The sequence below is a fragment of the Paenibacillus polymyxa genome (assembly GCF_001719045.1).
GTDB classification, from domain to species: domain Bacteria; phylum Bacillota; class Bacilli; order Paenibacillales; family Paenibacillaceae; genus Paenibacillus; species Paenibacillus polymyxa_B.
Genome location: NZ_CP015423.1, coordinates 2,845,001 through 2,866,219 on the forward strand (window position 1 = coordinate 2,845,001; position 21,219 = coordinate 2,866,219).

A 21,219-nucleotide genomic window follows, 5' to 3' on the forward strand; every position below is an offset into this window, starting at 1 on the left:
TCAAAACCATTCTAATTCCTGCAATTCCAGACAAAGCAAAGACATATCTCACTTTCCATTTTGCTCAAGGAGACATGTCCATATTTCAACAAACTACTGTAATAGCTCCAGTAATCTTTCCAAATCCTGCTGGCTGTAATAATTCAATTCAATTTTGCCTTTATCCTTATTGTGCTTGATCTTTACAGTTGTTTTAAAGCGTTCACGCAGGGACTCTTCCATATGGTCAATATAGGGGTCCTTTTTTCGTACCTTTGCTTTGGCTTTCGCCTCACCAGGTTTATGATCCAACTGCTGTACAGCTTCCTCCAGTTCGCGAACACTCCACTGCTGTTCAATACATTGCTGTGCTAACTGTTTTACCATGTCTGGATCTTTGAGCCCAACAATAGCTCTAGCGTGTCCCATAGACAATGTTCCACGTGAAACATGATCTTTAACTTCTTCAGGCAATGCGAGCAAACGAAGGAAATTGGCAATATGAGAACGTGATTTTCCCACTTTCATGGACAACTCTTCCTGAGTTAAAGAAAATTGATCCATCAATCCCTGATAAGCCACTGCCACTTCCATTGCATTCAAATTCTCACGCTGCAAATTCTCAATCAGGGCAATCTCCATCACTTGCTGATCCGTAAAATTGCGAACAACTACAGGTATAGTCGGATTCCCACAAAATTGAGACGCCCGAAACCGCCTTTCCCCGGCTATGATTTCATATCCTCGCAATACACTACGTGCAATAATAGGTTGGATAACACCGTGTTGACGAATGGATTCGGCTAATTCTTTAATGGACTCTTCATCAAACGTTTTTCGAGGCTGGTACGGGTTTGCACGCAACTGGCTGAGCGGAATGTCAACTACCTTATCTTCTTCATTGACCATAAGGGAGGGAATGAGTGCATCAAGTCCTTTTCCCAACCGTTTACTCATAAGATACCACTTCCTTTGCCAACTCAATATATACCTCTGCCCCACGGGAACGGGGATCATACGTAATAATGGACTGGCCATGTGATGGTGCTTCGCTGAGTCTCACATTGCGTGGAATAATCGTCTGATAAACCTTGCTTTGAAAATACTTTTTCACTTCTTCAATCACCTGAATACCCAAGTTCGTGCGGGCATCAAACATGGTTAACAATACACCTTCAATTTGCAGTGAGGTGTTCAGATGTTTTTGCACTAATCGCACGGTATTCAACAATTGACTTAATCCTTCTAATGCGTAATATTCACACTGGATTGGAATAATGACTGAATCGGAAGCCGTCAATGAATTAAGCGTCAAAATACCCAGCGATGGCGGGCAATCAATTAATATATAATCATAATTATGCTTAACGAGTTGAAGCGATCTTTTTAATCTCAATTCGCGAGAAATGGTCGGCACCAGTTCAATTTCCGCGCCTGCTAACTGAATGGTTGCCGGAATAATATCTAATCCCTCAACCTGTGTACTCATAATAGCTTCGCTAGGATCAACCTCGTTAATGAGTACATCATAAATGCAATTTGCCACGTCCGCCTTATTGATACCCACACCGCTGGTTGTATTACCTTGCGGGTCGATATCCACGAGCAATACCCTTTTGCCGAGGGAAGCAAGTCCGGCGCCCAAATTAACGGAAGTAGTTGTTTTGCCTACTCCGCCCTTTTGATTGGCTACGGCTATTATTTTTGACACTTCATTCACCTCATAATTTAATCGGAATCCTGCTACACTCCATAACTACAAAACGCTCTATGGAGACGTTACTTAGTCCTTAACTTACGGATAACGGCAATTTTAGAATAGAATTGAGTATGCTGCGGTTTTATTCGGCGTTAGACAGAAAAAGCGGCAATTGCTGCCGCCTGAACGCTTCATCCCTTACTTACGTTTGGGAATTTGAATGACAATCTCATAGTGATCCTCATGATCAGATTCCTTGGTCTTGATATCCAAGCCTGAGCCAGACACCATATCAATGGATTGACGAATCGTATTCAGCGCAAGCCGGACATCCTTGGTAAAGGAAATCCGCTTCGATTTCTTATTGGTGGATACTTGTTTATAAAAGGCAACTCGTGCCTCTGTCTGCTTCACATTGAGTTCCTTGGCAATGACTTCATCTAAAACCTTGTACTGTAGTTCTTCAGTCTCTAATGACAATAATGCACGAGCATGACGCTCGGACACCTTCCGTTCCATTAGAGCCTCTTTCACTCTCTCCGGCAGATGAAGCAGCCGTATCTTGTTAGCAATAGTGGATTGGCTTTTGCCAAGTCGTTGAGCGAGGCTTTCCTGGGTGAGCTGATGTAGATCAATCAGCTTTTGGTAAGCTACAGCCTCTTCAATCGCAGTTAACCCTTCCCGTTGAAGATTTTCAATCAACGCGATGGATGCAGCTTGTGAATCATTAAACTCACGAACAATGGCTGGAATAGTTTCCATACCCAGCTTGGTGACAGCTCTCCAACGACGTTCCCCTGCTATAATCTCATATTGTCCATTACGGAAACGAACGACAATCGGTTGAATTACACCATGCGTCTTAATGGTCTGGCATAGCTCATCAATCTTCTCGTCGTCAAATATGGTACGGGGCTGATAAGGACTGCTGACAATATCCCGAACTGGAATTTGTTTTATTTCGTCCCCAGTAGATCGCTCCGTCAAACCAAATAGCTTGGAAAATTGTTCTTTCATTCCGTATAATACCACCTAATTTCATAATAGCACCATACTAACAGCGCTTCGTGAAAAACAGTTCCTTACGCGGATCGTAGACCCTTTTATATGAAACAGCGCCGTAAGCGGGTACACTCCACGTACACCCCTGACATTTGTTGTCCCACTGCCCTATATGTATATCTGAATTCATGGGTACGGGAGCAGTCAACTTACATTAAAACGATTATCTCTATTCTATCACTTTTCCAGCCATAATCCTATCGTCTCTATCAGCTTTTCGGAAGGATCAGATAATAAATTATGCATCCTCTTTGACAACTATCTATCCATCTTCTTCCCCCATGTAAACAAGAACACATGTTAGCAAAGTGTCTTTTATGTAAAGAGTTTGTCAGCCATAAAAAAAGTGAATGTTTCACGTGAAACATTCACTTTCTTTCAAACAATTACACTAACGGCGTCTTCAAAGGAGTACCCGGCTTACGTGGATATTTCCGTGGTGTAGCCGCTTTTTTCTCAATAATAATCATATGTCTGGCTGCATCTTCAACAGGTAGCTGGAAAGCCTGAACATGTTTGATTTTTCCCTTTAGCTCTTTCAAACTGTAGGAAGCTTCCTTGATTTCCTCCGTAGGATCACTACCCTTCATCGCGGCAAAGTGTCCCCCTTCACGGACAAACGGCAAACAAAATTCATTCAATACGGCGAGACGAGCAACCGCTCTGGCTGTCACTAGATCATAGCTATCGCGGTATCCTGGTTTACGCCCCAATTCCTCTGCCCTGCTGTGAACCAGTTCAACATTTTCCAAACCCAACTGCTCTACTACATGGGCCAAGAATTGTATACGTTTGTTCAATGAATCTACAATAGTCAACTGAATCTGCGGAAAGCATATTTTCAAAGGAATGCCTGGAAAACCTGCACCTGATCCAATATCAGCCAAGCTTCCCACATCATTTAACGGAACATAAAAGGCCAGGGAAAGAGAATCATAAAAATGCTTGGTGTACACTGCATCGCGCTCAGTAATACCCGTCAGGTTCATTTTTTCATTCCACTCAACCAGCACACGGTAATATGTTTCAAACTGATCTAACTGACTGTCATTAATCACAATACTATGCTCTGCCAGCCGCTGCTTAAATTGCTGTTGTATCGCGTCCATTATAATCCCCTTGCTGCCGTTACGCGGTTATAATGCTCCAGATAAACCAGCAAAATGGAAATATCCGCAGGAGTTACACCCGAAATACGGGATGCTTGACCAATCGACATCGGACGGATCTTTTCAAGCTTCTGCTTGGCTTCAATGGCCAGTCCTTGAACTTCATTGTATACAATATCCTCTGGGAGCTTCTTCTTCTCCATCTTTTGCAGACGCTCCACATGCATCAATTGCTTTTCAATGTAGCCCGCATACTTAATCTGGATTTCCACCTGCTCCTGTTCTTCCTCAGTAAGAGCTATAGGTGAAGGTGAGATTTGTGCTACTTGCGCATAACTGATCTCTGGTCGACGTAGCACCGTTAACAAATTACTGCCATCCTGTATTGGTGCAGATCCGCCTTGCTCCAGCATCTCATTTATATCAACCGGACGAACCTTCGCCAAGCGCAAACGCTCAATCTCTTGCTCTACCTTTTGCTTTTTATCCAAAAAGCGCTCGTATCGTTCATTCGTAATTAGACCAATATCATGCCCGATCGGAGTCAATCGCAGGTCCGCGTTATCATGACGCAATAACAGACGGTATTCTGCACGCGACGTCAGCAGACGATAAGGCTCATTCGTCCCCTTCGTCACCAAATCATCGATCAGAACCCCAATGTAGCCTTGCGAACGGTCCAATACGACGGGCTCTTTGCCCTGCACCTTACGAGCTGCGTTAATCCCTGCCATAATTCCTTGGCCCGCAGCTTCTTCATAACCAGAGGTACCGTTAATCTGACCTGCTGTGAACAAGCCAGGAACTTTCTTCGTTTCCAAAGTAGGCCATAACTGCGTAGGTACCATTGCATCATATTCAATAGCATAGCCATTGCGCATCATCTCTACCTTTTCCATCCCCGGAATCGAACGCAGCACAGCTAATTGCACATCCTCTGGTAAGCTGGTCGACAAGCCTTGAACATAGTATTCAGATGTGTTTTTACCTTCAGGCTCCAAAAAGATTTGGTGCTTAGGCTTATCACTGAAACGTACCACTTTATCTTCAATAGATGGGCAATAACGTGGTCCCGTTCCTTCAATCAGACCAGAGAACATGGGCGCACGGTGCAAGTTATCATTAATAATCTGATGCGTTTCTACTGAAGTATATGTCAGCCAGCAAGGAAGCTGTTCATTATCCGAAGACTTCGTTTCATAGGAGAAGAACTTCGGTTGATCATCACCCGGTTGTATTTCCGTTTTGCTAAAATCAATCGTGTCCTTGTGCACACGTGGTGGCGTTCCTGTCTTAAATCGAACCAGATCAAAACCCAGCTCTCTCAAATGCTCAGACAATCTCAACGAAGGCTGTTGATTGTTCGGACCACTCTCATACATCAGCTCGCCCATAATGATTTTTCCGCGCAGATAAGTGCCTGTGGTTAGGACAACTGCTTTACTTCGATACTCTGTGCCCGTCTTCGTAATTACACCTACGCAATGGCCGTCTTCCATAATCAGCTCTTCAACCATACCTTGGCGTAAGGTGAGATTCGGTTCCTTTTCCATCGTTTCCTTCATCGCATGCTGATAAGAGAACTTGTCTGCTTGTGCACGCAATGCATGAACCGCCGGACCTTTACCAGTATTTAACATTCTCATTTGAATAAATGTCTTATCGATATTCCGACCCATTTCGCCGCCCAGTGCATCAATTTCTCGCACCACGTGCCCTTTTGCAGGACCGCCAATAGACGGGTTGCAGGGCATGAACGCGACCATATCCAGGTTAATTGTGATCATCAACGTGCGACAGCCCATCCGTGCTGCTGCCAAGGCTGATTCTACACCCGCATGGCCCGCGCCTACGACAATTACGTCATAGTCGCCTCCTTGGTAACCCATACCTTTCTTACCTCCTTATACATTCCGGTCTTCACTCCGAATATGCTCTTGTATATCTATAACGATAGCAGGCTTATACCAGCCATACTTGAATGTTCTATTTGCCCAGACAAAATTGTGAAAATATTTGATCTATCAACGCATCATGCGCAGTATCGCCTACAATCTCACCCAAATGCTCCCATGCCAGTCTTACATCAATCTGGATCATGTCGATCGGTACAAATTGATCAGCGGCTTCATAGGCATCTACCAGCGATTGGCGCGCCTTCTTCAACAAAGCAATATGCCGTACGTTGCTGACATATGTCATATCCGCTGATTCCAGCTTGCCACTAAAGAATAACTTGGATATCGCCTGCTCCAGTCGGTCCGCTCCCTCATTTTCCTTCACAGACATCGGTACGATAAGCTCTTCGGGAACATAACGCAGCAACAAATCCCGGTCTACTTGGGCCGGTAAGTCCATTTTATTCATAATGACGATCGCTTGTCTACCGCGGATTTGTTCCATTAATGCCATTTCATCCTCATGCAGTGGTTCGTTGGCGTTAATAACGATGAGCAGCAGATCCGCTTCACTAACCGCCGTTCTCGAACGTTCTACTCCGATCCGTTCCACTACATCCATCGTTTCACGAATCCCTGCTGTATCCAGCAACTTGAGCGGAATACTATTAATCGTCACATATTCCTCAATAACGTCACGAGTTGTGCCCGGAATATCGGTCACAATGGCCCGCTCGCCCTGAGCCAATGTGTTCAGCAGTGACGATTTGCCCACATTTGGCCTTCCAACAATCGCTGTAGTCAGCCCTTCGCGCAAAATCTTTCCCTGCTCCGCCGTATGCAGCAGCCGATCAATTTCCGTCATAACCTGACTGCTTTTATCCTTGATTAAGTCAGATGTAAAAGATTCAACATCATGCTCAGGATAATCAATGTTCACTTCAATATGAGCAAGTGTCTCCACCAAGACATGACGCAGACGACGAATATTCTGGGACAGTTGTCCATCTACCTGCTTCAAAGCCACCGAAAAAGCTTTATCTGATTTGGAGCGGATTAAGTCAATGACACCCTCCGCCTGACTCAGATCAATACGACCATTCAGAAAAGCACGTTTCGTAAATTCACCTGGCTCAGCCAGACGTATATTTTGCAGTAATAGTAAATCCATCACCCGTTTGACGGCTACGACCCCGCCATGAGTGCTGATTTCTACGACATCTTCTGTCGTAAAAGAGCGTGGCGCCCGCATCACTGTAACTAAAACTTCCTCCACCTTTTCCTGGCTTTGAGGATCTATAATATGTCCATAATGTACTGTGTGAGTTGGAGCCTTGCTTAGAGGTGTTTTACTACGGAACAAAGCCTCCACTTCTGTGACCGCTTCTGGACCGCTGACTCGTACAACCGCAATGCCGCCCTCGCCGACAGCCGTTGCAATGGCAGCTATAGTATCACTCAGCATAAAGTTTCTACCTCCTATCAAGTAGAAACGACATTGCCGTCCTTCATCAAGGACGGCAGCCGTTTCAGCGAGAAATATAAGAAAAAAAGCAATGGCTTCTGCATCTTGCAGAGAGCCATTGCGTCGGATTATTTTTTAGCAATGATGACGCGCCGATTGGGCTCGTCCCCCTTGCTGTATGTTCTAACCAGCGCATGCTGTTGGAGCTTGGCATGAATCAGCTTCCGCTCCTGTGACGGCATTGGCTCCAGTACCACTTCCTTGCCATAACGAATAGCCTGGTTCGCCAACCGATCTGCCAAATCCTCCAGCGTTTTTTGCCGACGTGCACGAAATTGCTCGGCATCCAGCACAATTCGGATGAACTTGTCAGAATGACGGTTGGCAACGATATTCGTCAGGTATTGCAATGCATCCAACGTCTGTCCTCTGCGGCCGATCAACATACCGAGCGACGGACCGGAGATATCCAGTGTACTTTCATCCTTGCGGTGGCGGACATCGACTTTAACGTCCAGTCCCATTCCTGCTGCTGTTTCACGGATGAAACGCACCGCCTCTTCATAAGCATCTATATGTCCCGAGGGTGCTTCCGTGTTCATCTGTGCTTCCTGTGCAACAGGCCTAGTTTCTTTTGATAAAGCCTGTCCCACGCTAGAAGGTGCTTGAGCCGATACATGAAGTTCAGCCGCGTGTGTGGTTTCAGGAGACGGCTCAGAGAGCAGCGTAAGCTCCACCTTCGCCTTCTTGACCCCGAGCCACCCCAGGAATCCTTTTGACGGCTGTTCCAACACGCTTACGGTTACCCGTTCACGGCTTACTCCCAGCTGGGAGAGTCCTTGTCTTACAGCATCTTCAACGGTTTTTCCTGATGTCACGACTTTGGTCATCTCGACTTTTTAGCCCCCTTCGTGTTTTTACCACCTTTTTTCTTACTATTGGAGGAACCAGTTTTCGCGAGACTGCCTGTTTTCACATTCGCCAGCGCTGCTTCTTTATCCTTATTCCGATAAAGGAAATAGTTTTGAATGATCGTGTAAATATTACTGTAGAACCAGTACAACGGCAAAGCGGATGGGAAGTTGTACGACATGAACAGAATCAGCACCGGATAGACGTACAGCAAAAATTGCATCGGTCCCTGCTGCGGCGTCGGATTCATTTTCATCATCATCCAAGTTTGGACAAATGTCGTAATCGCTGCCAAAATCGGCAGGATAAACAAGTGATCCGGTTTACCTAACTGGAGCCACAAGAAGTCATGATCCCGCAATGCCGAATTATAATAAATGGCATTATAAAGCGCGATGAAAATTGGCATCTGTACTACCAAAGGAAGACAGCCAGCCATCGGGTTGACTTTATTTTCCTGGAACAACTTCATCGTCTCTTGCTGGACTTTTTCAGGCGTATCCTTGTACTTCGCTTGGATTTCTTTTAATTGCGGCTGAATGGCCTGCATAGCTTTGGAACTACGTACTTGCTTGAGTGTAAGCGGCAAAATAATGGTTCGCACGATAATCACCAGAACCAGTACGGCCAGGCCATACTCTCCAGAGAACCATTGGGCAAATGTATCTAGCGCATACGAAAACCAGTAAACGACATATCTTTGCCAAACTGATCCATTGGCCAAGTCTGCCGTCGTGTAAGAATTGTGGGCCGTCTGGGCACATCCGGACAGCACAGCAACAAGTGCCAATAAGGCAATCAGGAGGAACCATTTTCCCCGTTGAGTCTTCAAACGCGACACTTCATAACCCCTTTCTTAACCAATCCATTCCAACGTAAATCATACCATATCCTGTAGGACAAAGATACTGACTATCGGCGTGAAGACTTGAGCAGCGAGGCTTTGCGTAGAACGTGCAGCACGCTTTTCTCCAGCTCTTGATACGACATTGTAACCGCACCTTTACGAACGATAAAAATCAGGTCAATCTGCTCCACCAATTCATGTTCATGATGGCGCACAATTTCCTTAACGATTCTACGCATCCGGTTGCGAACTACTGCATTGCCGATCTTCTTGCTGGCCGAAATTCCGACGCGGAACTGCTCTACCTCTCTGCGGCGGAACCAGTACACCACAAACTGATGGTTGGCAAAAGATTTGCCATGGCGGTATACGCGCCCAAAGTCCGCCCGGTTTCGTAGACGCAATTTTTTTTGCACGGCGCTTCTCCTTGCTCATCTCTTTTACACATGTCGGTAAGCTTACCTTCACCTTTTATATAGTAAGAAGTATGGACAACATTCCAACATGGTAATCTCGCTTATTTTATATCCGTTTTCAAAAGCTTCATCTAATATAGGACAGGATGCTGGACTTCTTCCTCTTCTTTCACTACATTTCCACAACAATAGAAGAAGGGATCCGATCCCTGAATACCTCAATTATGAAAAAAAAGACCACCGTAGTGGTCTTTATGCACGCATTACGCACTCAATACTTTTCTACCTTTTTGGCGACGAGCTGCCAAAACTTTACGGCCATTCTTCGTGCTCATTCTTTTACGGAAGCCGTGAACTTTTTTACGTTTGCTGACATTCGGTCTGAAAGTCGGTCTCATTGTGCTGCACCTCCTTACAAGGAATACGTTTTATATGGAATATACCTAACGTAGCAATCTCCACAAAAAACACCTTTGTACATTTAACCACAAATAGCGGCAAAAGTCAATGTACTTGTGAATCCTCTCCCTCTTTTTCGAATCAGGAAGCCTCCTCCCCTTCCCCCGCTCACTCACTTCGCTCTTTTATCCCTTATTCCAAAAAAATTCTTTCGCCTCTCCTCCATCATCAGCATTCTATTTGTAGTTTTCACTCCTCCAAAAACTGCTCTTTTTACATTCCTTCATTCTTTGACTTGAATCCATCCTATTTTCAGATCGACGTTATCGGGTTCGTTCAAAAATAATGTCGGAAACGTTACCGGAAATTTTCAACAGAAAATTAAGCCTCTGTTACCAAAAGGCAACGGCTGTTATACACAGATCCACAAAAAGAACTGAATTGTGATTTAAATGGTCATAACCTGTGCATAACATTTTAGAGTAAAAAAGAGTTATTGTCGAAAACTGAACAAATTATAAACAATATCTTGTGTTGTGAATAAAAATTGTACACAACAGATTGAATTTGTGGATAAATAACCACCAGTCATTGAAATACAAGGCTTCTTTTGCTATGATGATATTACTTTTGAATGTGAATATGTTGTTTTACCCTCCATATTATCAACACCCTGTGGATAAAGTTGTGAACAAGTTCAATTTATCCATCTTTTTATTTTTGTGCGGATTTGGGATTCTGGGGATATATTCTACATTTTTCATTTGATTTCGACATATTGCAGTCCCGTTTTGGCCTGCGGGATCAAGAGAACGGATCGTGCCGCACATTCCCTCCTGAGAAATATCGCCTCTCTTCTGCTGATCAGCAGCGGAATTTCCATTAGCTATTTTTCAGGGTCATTTTGTGCTGCGTTCTCTCACCACACTGCCGCATGATTTAGGCGGCGGTATGTCTTTTTATGGCCTTCAACAACATTTTTGGGATTTTAGGCGTTTTGCCGAAGCGCCGAGAGCAGCTCTCTGCAGCTTAATTCGGTAAAATGTCAGGATTTAAAAGGAGTGACGTCTGTGGACAGCCATACCTCTGAACTATGGCAGCAAATTCTATCCATTATACAAACCAAGCTGAGTAAGCCGAGTTACGACACTTGGTTTAAGGCTACCAAGGCAGCGAAACTAAATGACCACTCCATTGTGATTTCTGCACCGACAACTTTTGCCGTGGAATGGCTTGAAAGCCGCTATACCAAGCTAGTCGGAGCAACGGTTTATGAAATTTTGGGCAAACAGCTAGAGGTCAAGTTCGTTATTGAAGAGAACAAGCCCGCCGAGTTCGACCTTCAGCAACAACCTCAGCAGCAGCCGGTCGTTCATGAAGAAGCTGTGTCCCATATGCTGAATCCCAAATATACATTCGATACATTCGTCATCGGATCGGGGAACCGTTTTGCCCATGCGGCATCGCTGGCCGTCGCCGAGGCGCCGGCCAAAGCTTACAATCCGCTGTTTTTATACGGTGGTGTGGGGCTGGGGAAAACACATCTGATGCACGCTATCGGGCACTATATTTTGGAGCACAATCCGACCAGCAAGGTCGTTTATTTATCGTCGGAGAAGTTTACGAATGAATTCATTAATGCCATCCGGGACAACCGCGGGGAAAGTTTCCGGAATAAATATCGCAACATTGATATTTTGCTCATTGATGATATTCAATTCATTGCGGGCAAGGAATCGACGCAGGAGGAATTTTTCCACACGTTTAACGCGCTTCATGAGGAACGCAAGCAGATTATAATCTCAAGCGATCGGCCGCCTAAAGAAATTCCAACGCTGGAAGAACGGTTGCGCTCTCGCTTCGAATGGGGACTTATTACGGATATTCAACCGCCGGATCTGGAGACGAGAATTGCTATTCTTCGGAAAAAGGCGCGGGCGGAAAACCTGGATATTCCCAATGAGGCCATGATGTATATCGCTAATCAAATTGATACGAACATCCGTGAGCTGGAAGGGGCGCTAATACGCGTTGTCGCCTATTCTTCCTTAACAAATCAGGATGTAACAAGTCATCTTGCGGCTGAAGCGTTGAAGGACATTATCCCGTCCAGCCGTCCAAAAATGATCACGATTCAGGATATACAGCATCAAGTCGGGGAATTTTACAATCTACGGCTGGAGGATTTTAAAGCGCGTAAGCGGACGAAGGCTGTAGCTTTTCCACGACAAATTGCCATGTACCTGTCTCGTGAGCTAACCGACTATTCTTTGCCGAAAATCGGCGAAGCTTTCGGTGGGCGTGATCACACGACTGTCATTCATGCGCACGAAAAAATCTCCAAATCCATTCAAGTGGATCAGGATCTGTTTAAAGTTATCAACAACCTAATAGAAAAAATCAAAAATCCAACCTGAACAAGTTCAGAGCCTATACACAATTTATACACATGTGGATAGGCTTGATTTTATTAGGGTTACAGTGACTTATCCACATATTCAGTGCGCCTATTACTATTACTAATATATTTTAAAGATATACATCACCTAAATAAGGCCCGCGTCAACGCGTGCTTGAAGGATTAAAACCCGTAGGAGGAACTTATGAAGATCAGCATTCTGAAAAACGTTTTGAACGAGGCTATACAACATGTATCCAAAGCGATATCAAGTCGGACTACGATTCCAATTCTGAGCGGTATTAAGCTGGATGTGAATCACCAGGGAGTAACGCTGACCGCCAGCGATACAGACATCTCCATTCAATCCTTTATTCCGATGGAGGATGGTAACCAAACGGTTGTTCAGGTCGAACAACCCGGTAGTGTTGTACTGCCAGCCAAATTCTTTGTCGAAATTATCAAAAAGTTGCCGTCTCAGGAGATCCGTATGGAGGTAAAAGACCAATTCCAAACCTTTATCTCGTCGGGTGCAACTGAAATTCAGATTGTTGGCTTGGACCCTGAAGAATTCCCAGTGCTTCCCAACATTGAAGAAAATCAAGTCATCTCTGTGCCAGGAGATTTACTTAAAAATATGATTAAACAGACGGTGTTCTCCATTTCCACCCACGAAACGACACCGATTTTAACCGGCGTGTTATGGAATCTGGCTGAGGGGGAACTGAAGTTTGTGGCAACGGACCGCCACCGCCTTGCCACCCGCAGCGCTCATTTGGAGACGTCTGAAGGCTTGCGCTTTAGCAATGTTGTCATTGCGGGCAAAACGCTGAATGAGCTGAGCAGAATTATTCCAGACCAAAATATGCTTGTGGATATCGTAGTAGCGGACAATCAGGTATTATTCAAAGTAGATCGGGTGCTATTTTATTCCCGCATCTTGGACGGCACCTATCCTGATACTTCTAGAATTATTCCGACCTCCTACAAAACAGAACTGATTGTGGATACAAAAAGTTTAAGTGAGTCAATTGACCGTGCTTATTTGCTGTCCCGTGAGGAAAAAACGAATATTGTAAAAATGCAGTCGCTGGAAAATGGCGGCTTGGAAATTTCCTCTAGTTCCTCTGAGCTTGGCAAAGTGCGTGAGGAAGTAACTGTGTCCAAATTTGAGGGAGAGCCGCTCAAAATTTCGTTCAACTCCAAATACATGCTCGACGTGCTCAAGGTGATTGATAGCGAGCAGCTGACGATTGCTTTTACCGGCATTATGAGTCCCATTATTTTAAAACCGGCAGATTCCAGCAATGCGCTGTATATCATCCTGCCATATCGCACAACCAACTGACGTTTAGCTTTAACCCACCCGAGGACAAGCGAAAGGATGAACAAGCCTTGAAACAGATATCTATACAGACCGAATACATCAAGCTCGATCAATTTTTAAAATTAGCCGATTGTGTATCCACAGGAGGCATGGCTAAAGCCCTGCTGCAAGAGGGACAAGTCCGTGTGAATGGTGAACCGGAAGAACGTCGTGGAAGAAAACTGTACCCGGGTGATACCGTAGAAGTAGAGGACAACGGAAGTTTCGAAGTTACAGCAGGAGCATGATCGCCTGGGTGGCAAGGACTCCTTTTAGGTACGGAGTAACAAGGGGGACCCTATGTGTTTGTGAACAACATTGTTTTGCAGCAATATCGGAACTATGAGCAGCTGGAGCTGAATGAATTTGGGCCCGTTAATTTGCTAATCGGACAAAATGCTCAGGGCAAAACGAATCTGGTAGAGGCGATTTTTGTACTGGCTTTAACCAAAAGTCATCGAACGTCCCGCGACAAAGAGTTAATCTCCTTCGGGGCTACTTCCACTCACCTAGCTGCGGATGTGGATAAAAAATACGGGAAAATCAGACTGGATCTCGCGTTATCCACACAAGGCAAAAAAGCAAAGATCAACGGACTGGAGCAGCGAAAACTGAGCGATTTTATTGGTTCGTTAAATGTGGTCATGTTTGCACCTGAGGATCTCGAAATCGTCAAAGGAACACCGGGGGTTCGCCGCCGGTTTCTTGACATGGAAATTGGACAGGTTGCGCCAGGATATCTGTATCATTTGCAGCAATACCAGAAAGTATTGGTGCAGCGAAATAACCTGCTCAAGCAAGCTTGGGGTAAGGATATGGCTTCAGTGCAGCTGATGCTGGAGGTATGGAATGAGCAACTTGTTGAGCATGGTGTTAAAATTGTTAAAAAGCGGAAACAATTTATAACAAAGCTACAAAAGTGGGCTCAGGCCATTCATGAAGGGATTGCAGGTGGGACAGAAGAGTTAAAATTAACCTATGTTCCCTCCTTCAGTGAGCCAGAGGAAGAAGATGAAGCTGTCTTATTGGAGCGATTTATGATAAAGTTATCCCAAATGAGGGAACAGGAAATCCGCCGTGGCATGACTTTGGCGGGACCCCATCGTGATGATTTGGCCTTTGCCATTAACGGCAGAGAAGTGCATACGTATGGCTCGCAGGGGCAGCAGCGGACGACGGCCCTGTCCTTGAAGCTGGCCGAAATAGAGTTAATTCATGAAGAAATTGGTGAATATCCTGTCCTGCTGCTGGATGATGTTTTGTCCGAGCTGGACCCCTATCGTCAGACTCAGCTGATCGAGACTTTCCAAAGCAAGGTACAGACCTTTATCACGGCAACCGGGGTTGAGACTTTGAACGCAGAACGACTCAAGGATGCCAATATTTATCACGTCCACGACGGGCATGTGGAACACTAAGGAGTGAGTGACCGCTATGTATATTCATCTGGGTGGAGAAAAAATCATCCGCTCTTCAGAGCTTGTGGCTATTTTCGATATCTCGATTGAAAAATCCTCTAAAATCTCCAAGCAATACGTGAACCACGCCCAACAGCAGAAGCATGTCGAGATGATTGGCGAAGAGGAAGCCAAGTCCATCGTAGTGACTCAGAATACGGTGTATTATTCCCCCATCTCCTCAACAACACTCAAAAAGCGGGCAAACCAGTTTTTTGCCAATGCTTAACCATAGAATCTATAGAAGTAGGTGAAAGGCATGTCTATGAATCAACCGTCTTATGATGCGGGCGAGATTCAGGTCCTTGAGGGCCTGGAAGCGGTTCGGAAACGTCCCGGGATGTATATTGGCTCCACGAGCGCCAAAGGTCTCCATCATTTGGTCTGGGAAGTTGTGGACAACAGCATTGACGAAGCGCTGGCGGGTTACTGTGACAGCATTCAAGTTGTCGTTCACGAAGACAATAGCATTACCGTTACAGATAACGGTCGCGGTATTCCAGTAAGTGAACACGCCAAAATGAAAAAATCTGCGCTGGAAGTCGTTATGACCGTGCTTCACGCAGGTGGTAAATTTGGAGGCGGAGGGTACAAGGTATCCGGTGGTCTGCACGGGGTTGGTGTATCCGTAGTAAATGCCCTCTCCAGTAAAATGATCGTGCATGTTAAACGGGACGGACATCTGTATGAGCAGGAATATCATCGTGGTGCTCCGCAGTATGATGTCAGAGTCATCGGTGACACAGACGAGACGGGTACCCAAACGACTTTTTATCCTGACGATCAAATCTTTACAGAAACGACCGTATATGACTATGATACGCTCCAGACGCGGATTCGTGAGTTGGCTTTCCTGAACAAAGGTATTGCAATCAGCTTGACTGATGAACGGACGGGCGCCAGCGATACATTTCACTACGAGGGCGGAATCAGTGAATATGTGCAATTTTTGAATCAAAAAAGAGAAGCGCTGCATGAACAGCCGATTTATGTCGAAGGCTCGCGTGATATGATTCAAGTCGAAGTGGCATTGCAATATAACGACAGCTATACCGAGAATATTTATTCTTTTGCCAACAACATCAACACCCATGAGGGCGGAACTCACGAATCAGGTTTCAAGAGTGCATTAACCCGGATTATTAACGATTATGCACGTAAAAATGGCTTGATTAAGGACAACAACGCCAACTTGACTGGTGACGATGTGCGTGAAGGATTGACGGCGATTATCTCCGTCAAAATTCCAGAACCACAGTTTGAGGGTCAGACCAAGACAAAGCTGGGTAACAGTGAGGTGCGAGGGATTGTCGAATCCCTATTCGCAGAGAAACTCCAGGAATTCCTAGAGGAAAATCCGTCTGTTTCCCGCCGGGTGGTTGATAAATCCTTACAAGCAGCACGTGCCCGGGAAGCAGCGCGTAAAGCGCGTGAGCTTACACGTCGTAAAAGTGCGCTGGAAATCAGTTCGCTCCCAGGCAAACTGGCGGATTGCTCCTCTAAGGATGCTTCGATTAGTGAACTGTACATCGTCGAAGGTGACTCAGCAGGAGGATCGGCCAAGCAGGGTCGTGATCGTCACTTTCAAGCTATTTTGCCGATTCGCGGTAAAATCCTGAATGTTGAAAAGGCACGCTTGGACCGTATTTTGTCCAGTGATGAAATTCGGTCTATGGTAACAGCAATGGGTACAGGGATCGGAGACGACTTTGACATCGCCAAAGCCCGTTATCACAAGGTCATTATCATGACTGATGCGGATGTCGATGGTGCCCATATTCGTACGTTGTTGCTGACGTTCTTCTATCGGTACATGCGTAAAATCATTGATGCAGGCTATATTTATATAGCTCAGCCACCACTATTCAAAGTGGAGCGTAACAAAGTTGTACGTTATGCGAACTCCGAGGCGGAACGTGATGAGATCATCAGGGAATTTGGAGAAAACGCGAAATACAATGTACAGCGCTATAAAGGTTTGGGTGAGATGAATGCGACCCAACTTTGGGAAACTACAATGGACCCTGAGAGTCGTACTATGCTTCAGGTAACTGTCAGTGACGCGATGCTGGCTGATACACTGTTCAATACCTTGATGGGTGATAATGTAGAACCCCGTCGTGACTTTATCCAAGAACATGCAAAGTACGTGAAAAATCTTGATTTTTAATGTGTGATGTTCCTTCCTAGTGGCTGTTTTACGTGCTCATTAGGTAGTATTTTGTAGGAGTTCCAAGGGGCGCCCAAATGGGCGTCCCTTTTCTTCTCATTAACCAGCCCGGGTGTATTTGAATATTTGAACTCATTGTTTTAGGCTTTTTTCTTAGAGCGTATGGTTTTACCCGTGGATGAAGAGTACCGGCCGTAGCCTACTGCATATCTGAATATTTTATGATAGAGGCTTTTGTTTGGAAGGGAAGAGAACACCTTAATTGCTGGTCTCGTATTAACCTCCAGAATCCACGGATAATTTTGCTGATCCAGTCCCACATCTAATCCAATTTCCCTTAAACGTGGGTATCTTTTTTGCAACTGCCAGGCTACCCGTTCGCCCATTTTTGATAATTTTTTCTCCAGTCGTACAGCTTCCTTTACATCCATGTATGGAGCGACCAGCTCATTGAAAAAGCGCGTTGTTCCACCGCTGTGATGATTGGTGACGACTTTGTCAGGAGCAGCTACGCGTCCTACAATAAGCGTTGTTTCCCATTGGTGTCTCAAATTCATCTGGGTTAATACCCTCAGATCGAAAGGGCGTGCTTCATGCTGAAGAAGTGGAATTCCACGCTGGATCAGATATGGACGTTTTCGTATGCGGGAAGAAACCACTTTATGCAGATCTTCTAGACTTTCGAAGGTGAAGGTATCTACTTCATAGCGAAGCACATACCAAGTTCTCTCTTCGATAATTCCTTCTTCTGTCGGCGGAAGCGGCTCTGTCAGCCTCTCTGCCCGCATAACCCCTTTTCCATAAGTACCGTTATCCGGCTTAATATAGACAGTACCATACACGGCCAACATTTCGTTCAAGTGATCAAATGTGTACAACCGTGTTTCTGGTACATAAGCCGCCAATGTCGGATTGGGGAGAATGGCATTTGTTTTGGTCCACTTACTGGATACTCGCTGAATAGACAAGTAATCTCATCCCTTTCTTTTCGAAATATGAGTCATGTACTTGGAATCCGCAACAGTTTGACAAAACAAGGGAAACTAAAGGACAAGCGCGTAAAACAATGATATAATAGAGAAATACGGCGTTTTTCGGAATTTTGCTAAGTGAACCCTGACCGTATACGTATTGTATGTGGAAAAGGCCCTTAGGGTGGGGGCTAATCCCCAGCTCTGGGGAATTTGTTATAATCAGGGCTTGTGAGTTGTACAAGAGATAGCAATCTGCTACTCGCAGAAAGAGAATGACGAGGGATTTACGCTGTAAAGAGGACAGATGCGTTTAATTGTGCTCTTTTTGTGAAAGTAATATAATTACACAGATGAGGATTTCAGCCAAAATCCTGCGCAGAGAGCGGAGTGTATAGGCAGTATCTTGTTAGGCTTTTCACATAGAGAGCATTGTATTGAAGGATAAGAAGGAGGACCAGCATGGCGGATCAAAATAACTCGCAAATCATCAATAGGGATATCGGAGTGGAAATGCGCGAATCCTTTATGGATTATGCCATGAGTATTATTGTTAGCCGTGCCTTGCCTGATGTGCGGGACGGACTGAAGCCGGTACACCGTCGTATTTTGTATGCGATGTCCGAGCTAGGCATGTCGCCAGATAAGCCTTACAAAAAATCGGCAAGAATTGTCGGCGAAGTTATCGGTAAATATCACCCTCATGGTGATACGGCTGTATATGATACGATGGTGCGGATGGCGCAGGATTTTTCCTTGCGTTATATGTTGGTGGATGGACACGGTAACTTTGGCTCCGTGGATGGAGATATGGCGGCTGCGATGCGTTACACCGAAGCACGGTTGTCCAAGATTGCCATGGAAATGCTACGTGATTTGAACAAAGAGACCGTTGATTTTATGCCGAACTACGATGGTGAAGAGAGCGAGCCCGTTGTATTACCTGCACGTTATCCTAACTTGCTGGTGAATGGCGTCGGCGGAATTGCAGTCGGGATGGCTACCAATATTCCTCCGCATAACTTGGGAGAGGTTATCGATGGTGTACAAGCACTAATCGAAAATCCTGACATTACGCCGATGGAACTTATGGATTATATTCAAGGGCCGGATTTCCCGACAGCAGGTTATATTTTAGGACGCTCTGGTATTCGTCAGGCGTACCAGACTGGCCGCGGATCTGTGACCATGCGTGCGAAGACCACCATAGAAGAGATTGGCAATAAAGCACGGATTATCGTGCATGAGCTGCCTTACCAAGTGAATAAGGCTCGTCTGGTCGAGAAAATTGCCGAATTAGTACGTGACAAACGTATTGAAGGCATTACGGATCTTCGGGATGAATCGGACCGTACGGGTATGCGTGTCGTTATTGAGTTGCGTAGAGACGTGAACCCGAATGTCGTTCTGAATAATTTGTTTAAACATACGGCCATGCAGTCGAATTTTGGTATTAATATGCTTGCCATTGTAAACAACGAACCGAAGATTTTGAACCTGAAGGATGTCTTGTATCATTATCTCAAACATCAGGTCGAGGTTATTCGTCGCCGGACAGAATTTGATCTGAAAAAAGCCGAAGCTAGAGCACACATTCTGGAAGGCTTGCGCATTGCCCTTGACCATCTGGACGAAGTTATTGCCTTGATTCGTTCTTCCCAAACTGCAGAAGCAGCTCGTGAAGGACTGATTGAGCGTTTCTCGCTCACTCTTGAACAGTCTCAGGCTATTCTAGATATGCGTCTGCAACGCTTAACCGGTTTGGAACGTGAGAAGATCGAGAACGAATATAACGAGCTAATACAAAAGATTGCGGAATATCGTGAGATTTTGGCGAACGAGCATCTGGTACTCAATATTATTAGCGAAGAGCTGAATGAACTTAAAGAACGTTTCGCTGATGAACGTCGCACTGAAATTACAGTGGGTGAAGAGAGTATTCTGGATGAGGATCTCATTCCGCGTGAAGATGTTATTATTACTGTAACCCATACAGGATATATCAAACGCCTTCCTGTTACTACTTATCGCAGTCAAAAACGCGGTGGTCGTGGTGTAGTGGGTATGGATACCAAAGATGAGGATTTCGTAGAGCATCTGTTCATTACGAATTCACATCATCATTTGTTATTCTTTACCGACAAGGGTAAGGTATATCGGATTAAGGCCTATGAGATTCCTGATCTAAGCCGGACTGCCCGGGGGACACCGATTATTAACCTGATTCAGATTGAACAGGGTGAGTCGATCAATGCGGTAATTCCAATCGAGGAATTTGTGGAGGATAGCTATCTATTCTTTGCGACCCAGCATGGAATTATAAAGAAGACACCTCTTGACGACTATGCAAATATCCGCAAAGGTGGCTTGATTGCCATTAACTTGCGTGAAGATGACGCCCTGATCGAAGTGAAGCTGACGGACGGACAGCAGGAAATGATTATTGGTACAGCACAAGGCATGTCTATCCGTTTCCCTGAAAGTGATGTACGGTCTATGGGCCGTAGCGCTACAGGGGTTAAAGGGATCAACCTTGATGAGAGTGATGCTGTAATAGGTATGGATATCGTAGATACCAGCCTGGATATCCTGATTGTAACGGCCAAAGGTTATGGCAAGCGTACCCCTGTTGTGGATTATCGTATCCAAAGCCGTGGAGGTAAGGGGATCAAGACGATTAATGTTACGGATAAAAATGGTCCGGTTGTCGGTCTCAAGGTTGTAAAAACCGAAGAGGATCTGATGATCATTACAGCTAGTGGCACCTTGATTCGGACTAGCATGGGGGAAATCTCCACGATGGGTCGGAATACACAAGGGGTAAGGCTGATTAATATTCGCGATGATGATTCGGTTGCAACTGTTTGTCGAGCGAACAAGAATGAGGAGCAGGATGAACTGCTTGAAGAATTATTAGAGGATGGGGAAGCTGGAGAGGGCTCCTCTCTATCATCTGTTGAACCAACTCTCGAAATGAATACAGAAGATACGGAAGGTAACGACCCAGAATCTTCTGAGGGCGAATAAGAGCCTGCATATGGAAACAACATTAGTTATTAAATTTTAGATGG

General features: G+C 45.2%; 18 protein-coding genes. 7 read left to right on the plus strand and 11 right to left on the minus strand.

Going from position 1 to position 21,219, the window contains the following annotated elements:
- Nucleotides 1-93 precede the first annotated feature (93 nt).
- From AOU00_RS12740 to rpmH, 10 genes are all read right to left on the minus strand, one after another.
- A complete protein-coding gene (locus AOU00_RS12740; protein WP_039272130.1) occupies nucleotides 94-936 on the minus strand; it encodes a ParB/RepB/Spo0J family partition protein in 843 nt (280 codons plus the stop codon).
- Nucleotides 929-1,690, minus strand: coding sequence for a ParA family protein (locus AOU00_RS12745; RefSeq protein ID WP_013312810.1), 762 nt, complete (start codon nucleotides 1,688-1,690; stop codon nucleotides 929-931). Before AOU00_RS12745 ends, AOU00_RS12740 begins: the two co-directional genes overlap by 8 nt.
- A gap of 186 nt (nucleotides 1,691-1,876) precedes the next feature.
- Nucleotides 1,877-2,695 carry a nucleoid occlusion protein gene (gene noc, locus AOU00_RS12750; RefSeq protein ID WP_013312811.1) on the minus strand — a complete coding sequence of 273 codons (819 nt, stop codon included), beginning with the start codon at nucleotides 2,693-2,695 and terminating at the stop codon, nucleotides 1,877-1,879.
- A 431-nt stretch (nucleotides 2,696-3,126) separates the two neighbouring features.
- Nucleotides 3,127-3,849, minus strand: coding sequence for a 16S rRNA (guanine(527)-N(7))-methyltransferase RsmG (gene rsmG, locus AOU00_RS12755; RefSeq protein WP_039272134.1), 723 nt, complete (start codon nucleotides 3,847-3,849; stop codon nucleotides 3,127-3,129).
- Nucleotides 3,849-5,738, minus strand: a complete 1,890-nt coding sequence (gene mnmG, locus AOU00_RS12760; protein ID WP_069290742.1) for a tRNA uridine-5-carboxymethylaminomethyl(34) synthesis enzyme MnmG — start codon at nucleotides 5,736-5,738, stop codon at nucleotides 3,849-3,851. The genes rsmG and mnmG overlap by 1 nt, the downstream gene beginning before the upstream one ends.
- Before the next feature lie 97 nt (nucleotides 5,739-5,835).
- The gene (gene mnmE / locus AOU00_RS12765) at nucleotides 5,836-7,212 is read right to left on the minus strand and encodes a tRNA uridine-5-carboxymethylaminomethyl(34) synthesis GTPase MnmE (RefSeq protein ID WP_039272137.1); all 1,377 of its coding nucleotides are present in this window, start codon (nucleotides 7,210-7,212) and stop codon (nucleotides 5,836-5,838) included.
- A 128-nt stretch (nucleotides 7,213-7,340) separates the two neighbouring features.
- Nucleotides 7,341-8,102: an RNA-binding cell elongation regulator Jag/EloR gene (gene jag, locus AOU00_RS12770; RefSeq protein WP_069290743.1), complete on the minus strand. Its 762-nt coding sequence runs from the start codon at nucleotides 8,100-8,102 to the stop codon at nucleotides 7,341-7,343.
- Complete coding sequence (locus tag AOU00_RS12775) at nucleotides 8,099-8,965, minus strand: YidC/Oxa1 family membrane protein insertase (RefSeq protein ID WP_069290744.1); 867 nt, start codon at nucleotides 8,963-8,965, stop codon at nucleotides 8,099-8,101. The genes jag and AOU00_RS12775 overlap by 4 nt, the downstream gene beginning before the upstream one ends.
- Nucleotides 8,966-9,036: 71 nt before the next feature.
- A complete protein-coding gene (rnpA, locus tag AOU00_RS12780; protein WP_013312817.1) occupies nucleotides 9,037-9,387 on the minus strand; it encodes a ribonuclease P protein component in 351 nt (116 codons plus the stop codon).
- A 263-nt stretch (nucleotides 9,388-9,650) separates the two neighbouring features.
- Nucleotides 9,651-9,785 carry a 50S ribosomal protein L34 gene (gene rpmH, locus AOU00_RS12785; RefSeq protein WP_007433250.1) on the minus strand — a complete coding sequence of 45 codons (135 nt, stop codon included), beginning with the start codon at nucleotides 9,783-9,785 and terminating at the stop codon, nucleotides 9,651-9,653.
- 1,071 nt (nucleotides 9,786-10,856) lie between these two features.
- Here rpmH and dnaA point away from each other — a divergent pair.
- The 6 genes from dnaA to gyrB all read left to right on the plus strand — a co-directional run bounded on the left by dnaA (nucleotide 10,857) and on the right by gyrB (nucleotide 17,177).
- On the plus strand, nucleotides 10,857-12,203 hold the full coding sequence (gene dnaA, locus AOU00_RS12790; RefSeq protein ID WP_039272142.1) for a chromosomal replication initiator protein DnaA: 1,347 nt from the start codon (nucleotides 10,857-10,859) through the stop codon (nucleotides 12,201-12,203).
- A 186-nt stretch (nucleotides 12,204-12,389) separates the two neighbouring features.
- Complete coding sequence (gene dnaN / locus AOU00_RS12795; RefSeq protein WP_069290745.1) at nucleotides 12,390-13,532, plus strand: DNA polymerase III subunit beta; 1,143 nt, start codon at nucleotides 12,390-12,392, stop codon at nucleotides 13,530-13,532.
- Nucleotides 13,533-13,579: 47 nt separating this feature from the next.
- Nucleotides 13,580-13,798, plus strand: coding sequence for a S4 domain-containing protein YaaA (gene yaaA, locus AOU00_RS12800; RefSeq protein WP_023986416.1), 219 nt, complete (start codon nucleotides 13,580-13,582; stop codon nucleotides 13,796-13,798).
- 54 nt (nucleotides 13,799-13,852) lie between these two features.
- Nucleotides 13,853-14,968, plus strand: a complete 1,116-nt coding sequence (gene recF / locus AOU00_RS12805; protein ID WP_013308098.1) for a DNA replication/repair protein RecF — start codon at nucleotides 13,853-13,855, stop codon at nucleotides 14,966-14,968.
- 16 nt (nucleotides 14,969-14,984) lie between these two features.
- Nucleotides 14,985-15,236, plus strand: coding sequence for an extracellular matrix regulator RemB (gene remB / locus AOU00_RS12810; protein WP_063211658.1), 252 nt, complete (start codon nucleotides 14,985-14,987; stop codon nucleotides 15,234-15,236).
- 30 nt (nucleotides 15,237-15,266) lie between these two features.
- Complete coding sequence (gene gyrB, locus AOU00_RS12815; protein WP_061830445.1) at nucleotides 15,267-17,177, plus strand: DNA topoisomerase (ATP-hydrolyzing) subunit B; 1,911 nt, start codon at nucleotides 15,267-15,269, stop codon at nucleotides 17,175-17,177.
- A gap of 140 nt (nucleotides 17,178-17,317) precedes the next feature.
- Here the strand turns inward: gyrB and AOU00_RS12820 are convergent, their stop codons facing one another.
- Nucleotides 17,318-18,145, minus strand: a complete 828-nt coding sequence (locus AOU00_RS12820) for a YheC/YheD family protein (RefSeq protein WP_069290746.1) — start codon at nucleotides 18,143-18,145, stop codon at nucleotides 17,318-17,320.
- Nucleotides 18,146-18,610: 465 nt separating this feature from the next.
- Between AOU00_RS12820 and gyrA the strand changes: the two genes are divergently transcribed.
- Nucleotides 18,611-21,175, plus strand: a complete 2,565-nt coding sequence (gyrA, locus tag AOU00_RS12825) for a DNA gyrase subunit A (RefSeq protein WP_061830447.1) — start codon at nucleotides 18,611-18,613, stop codon at nucleotides 21,173-21,175.
- Nucleotides 21,176-21,219 lie beyond the last annotated feature (44 nt).

Coding starts and splice junctions, on each gene's coding strand:
- rpmH (WP_007433250.1), bottom strand. CDS start 9,785: ATGAGACCGACTTTCAGACCGAATGTCAGCAAACGTAAAAAAGTTCAC.
- gyrA (WP_061830447.1), top strand. CDS start 18,611: ATGGCGGATCAAAATAACTCGCAAATCATCAATAGGGATATCGGAGTG.
- gyrB (WP_061830445.1), top strand. CDS start 15,267: ATGTCTATGAATCAACCGTCTTATGATGCGGGCGAGATTCAGGTCCTT.
- noc (WP_013312811.1), bottom strand. CDS start 2,695: ATGAAAGAACAATTTTCCAAGCTATTTGGTTTGACGGAGCGATCTACT.
- mnmE (WP_039272137.1), bottom strand. CDS start 7,212: ATGCTGAGTGATACTATAGCTGCCATTGCAACGGCTGTCGGCGAGGGC.
- AOU00_RS12740 (WP_039272130.1), bottom strand. CDS start 936: ATGAGTAAACGGTTGGGAAAAGGACTTGATGCACTCATTCCCTCCCTT.
- rsmG (WP_039272134.1), bottom strand. CDS start 3,849: ATGGACGCGATACAACAGCAATTTAAGCAGCGGCTGGCAGAGCATAGT.
- remB (WP_063211658.1), top strand. CDS start 14,985: ATGTATATTCATCTGGGTGGAGAAAAAATCATCCGCTCTTCAGAGCTT.
- dnaN (WP_069290745.1), top strand. CDS start 12,390: ATGAAGATCAGCATTCTGAAAAACGTTTTGAACGAGGCTATACAACAT.
- jag (WP_069290743.1), bottom strand. CDS start 8,102: ATGACCAAAGTCGTGACATCAGGAAAAACCGTTGAAGATGCTGTAAGA.
- mnmG (WP_069290742.1), bottom strand. CDS start 5,738: ATGGGTTACCAAGGAGGCGACTATGACGTAATTGTCGTAGGCGCGGGC.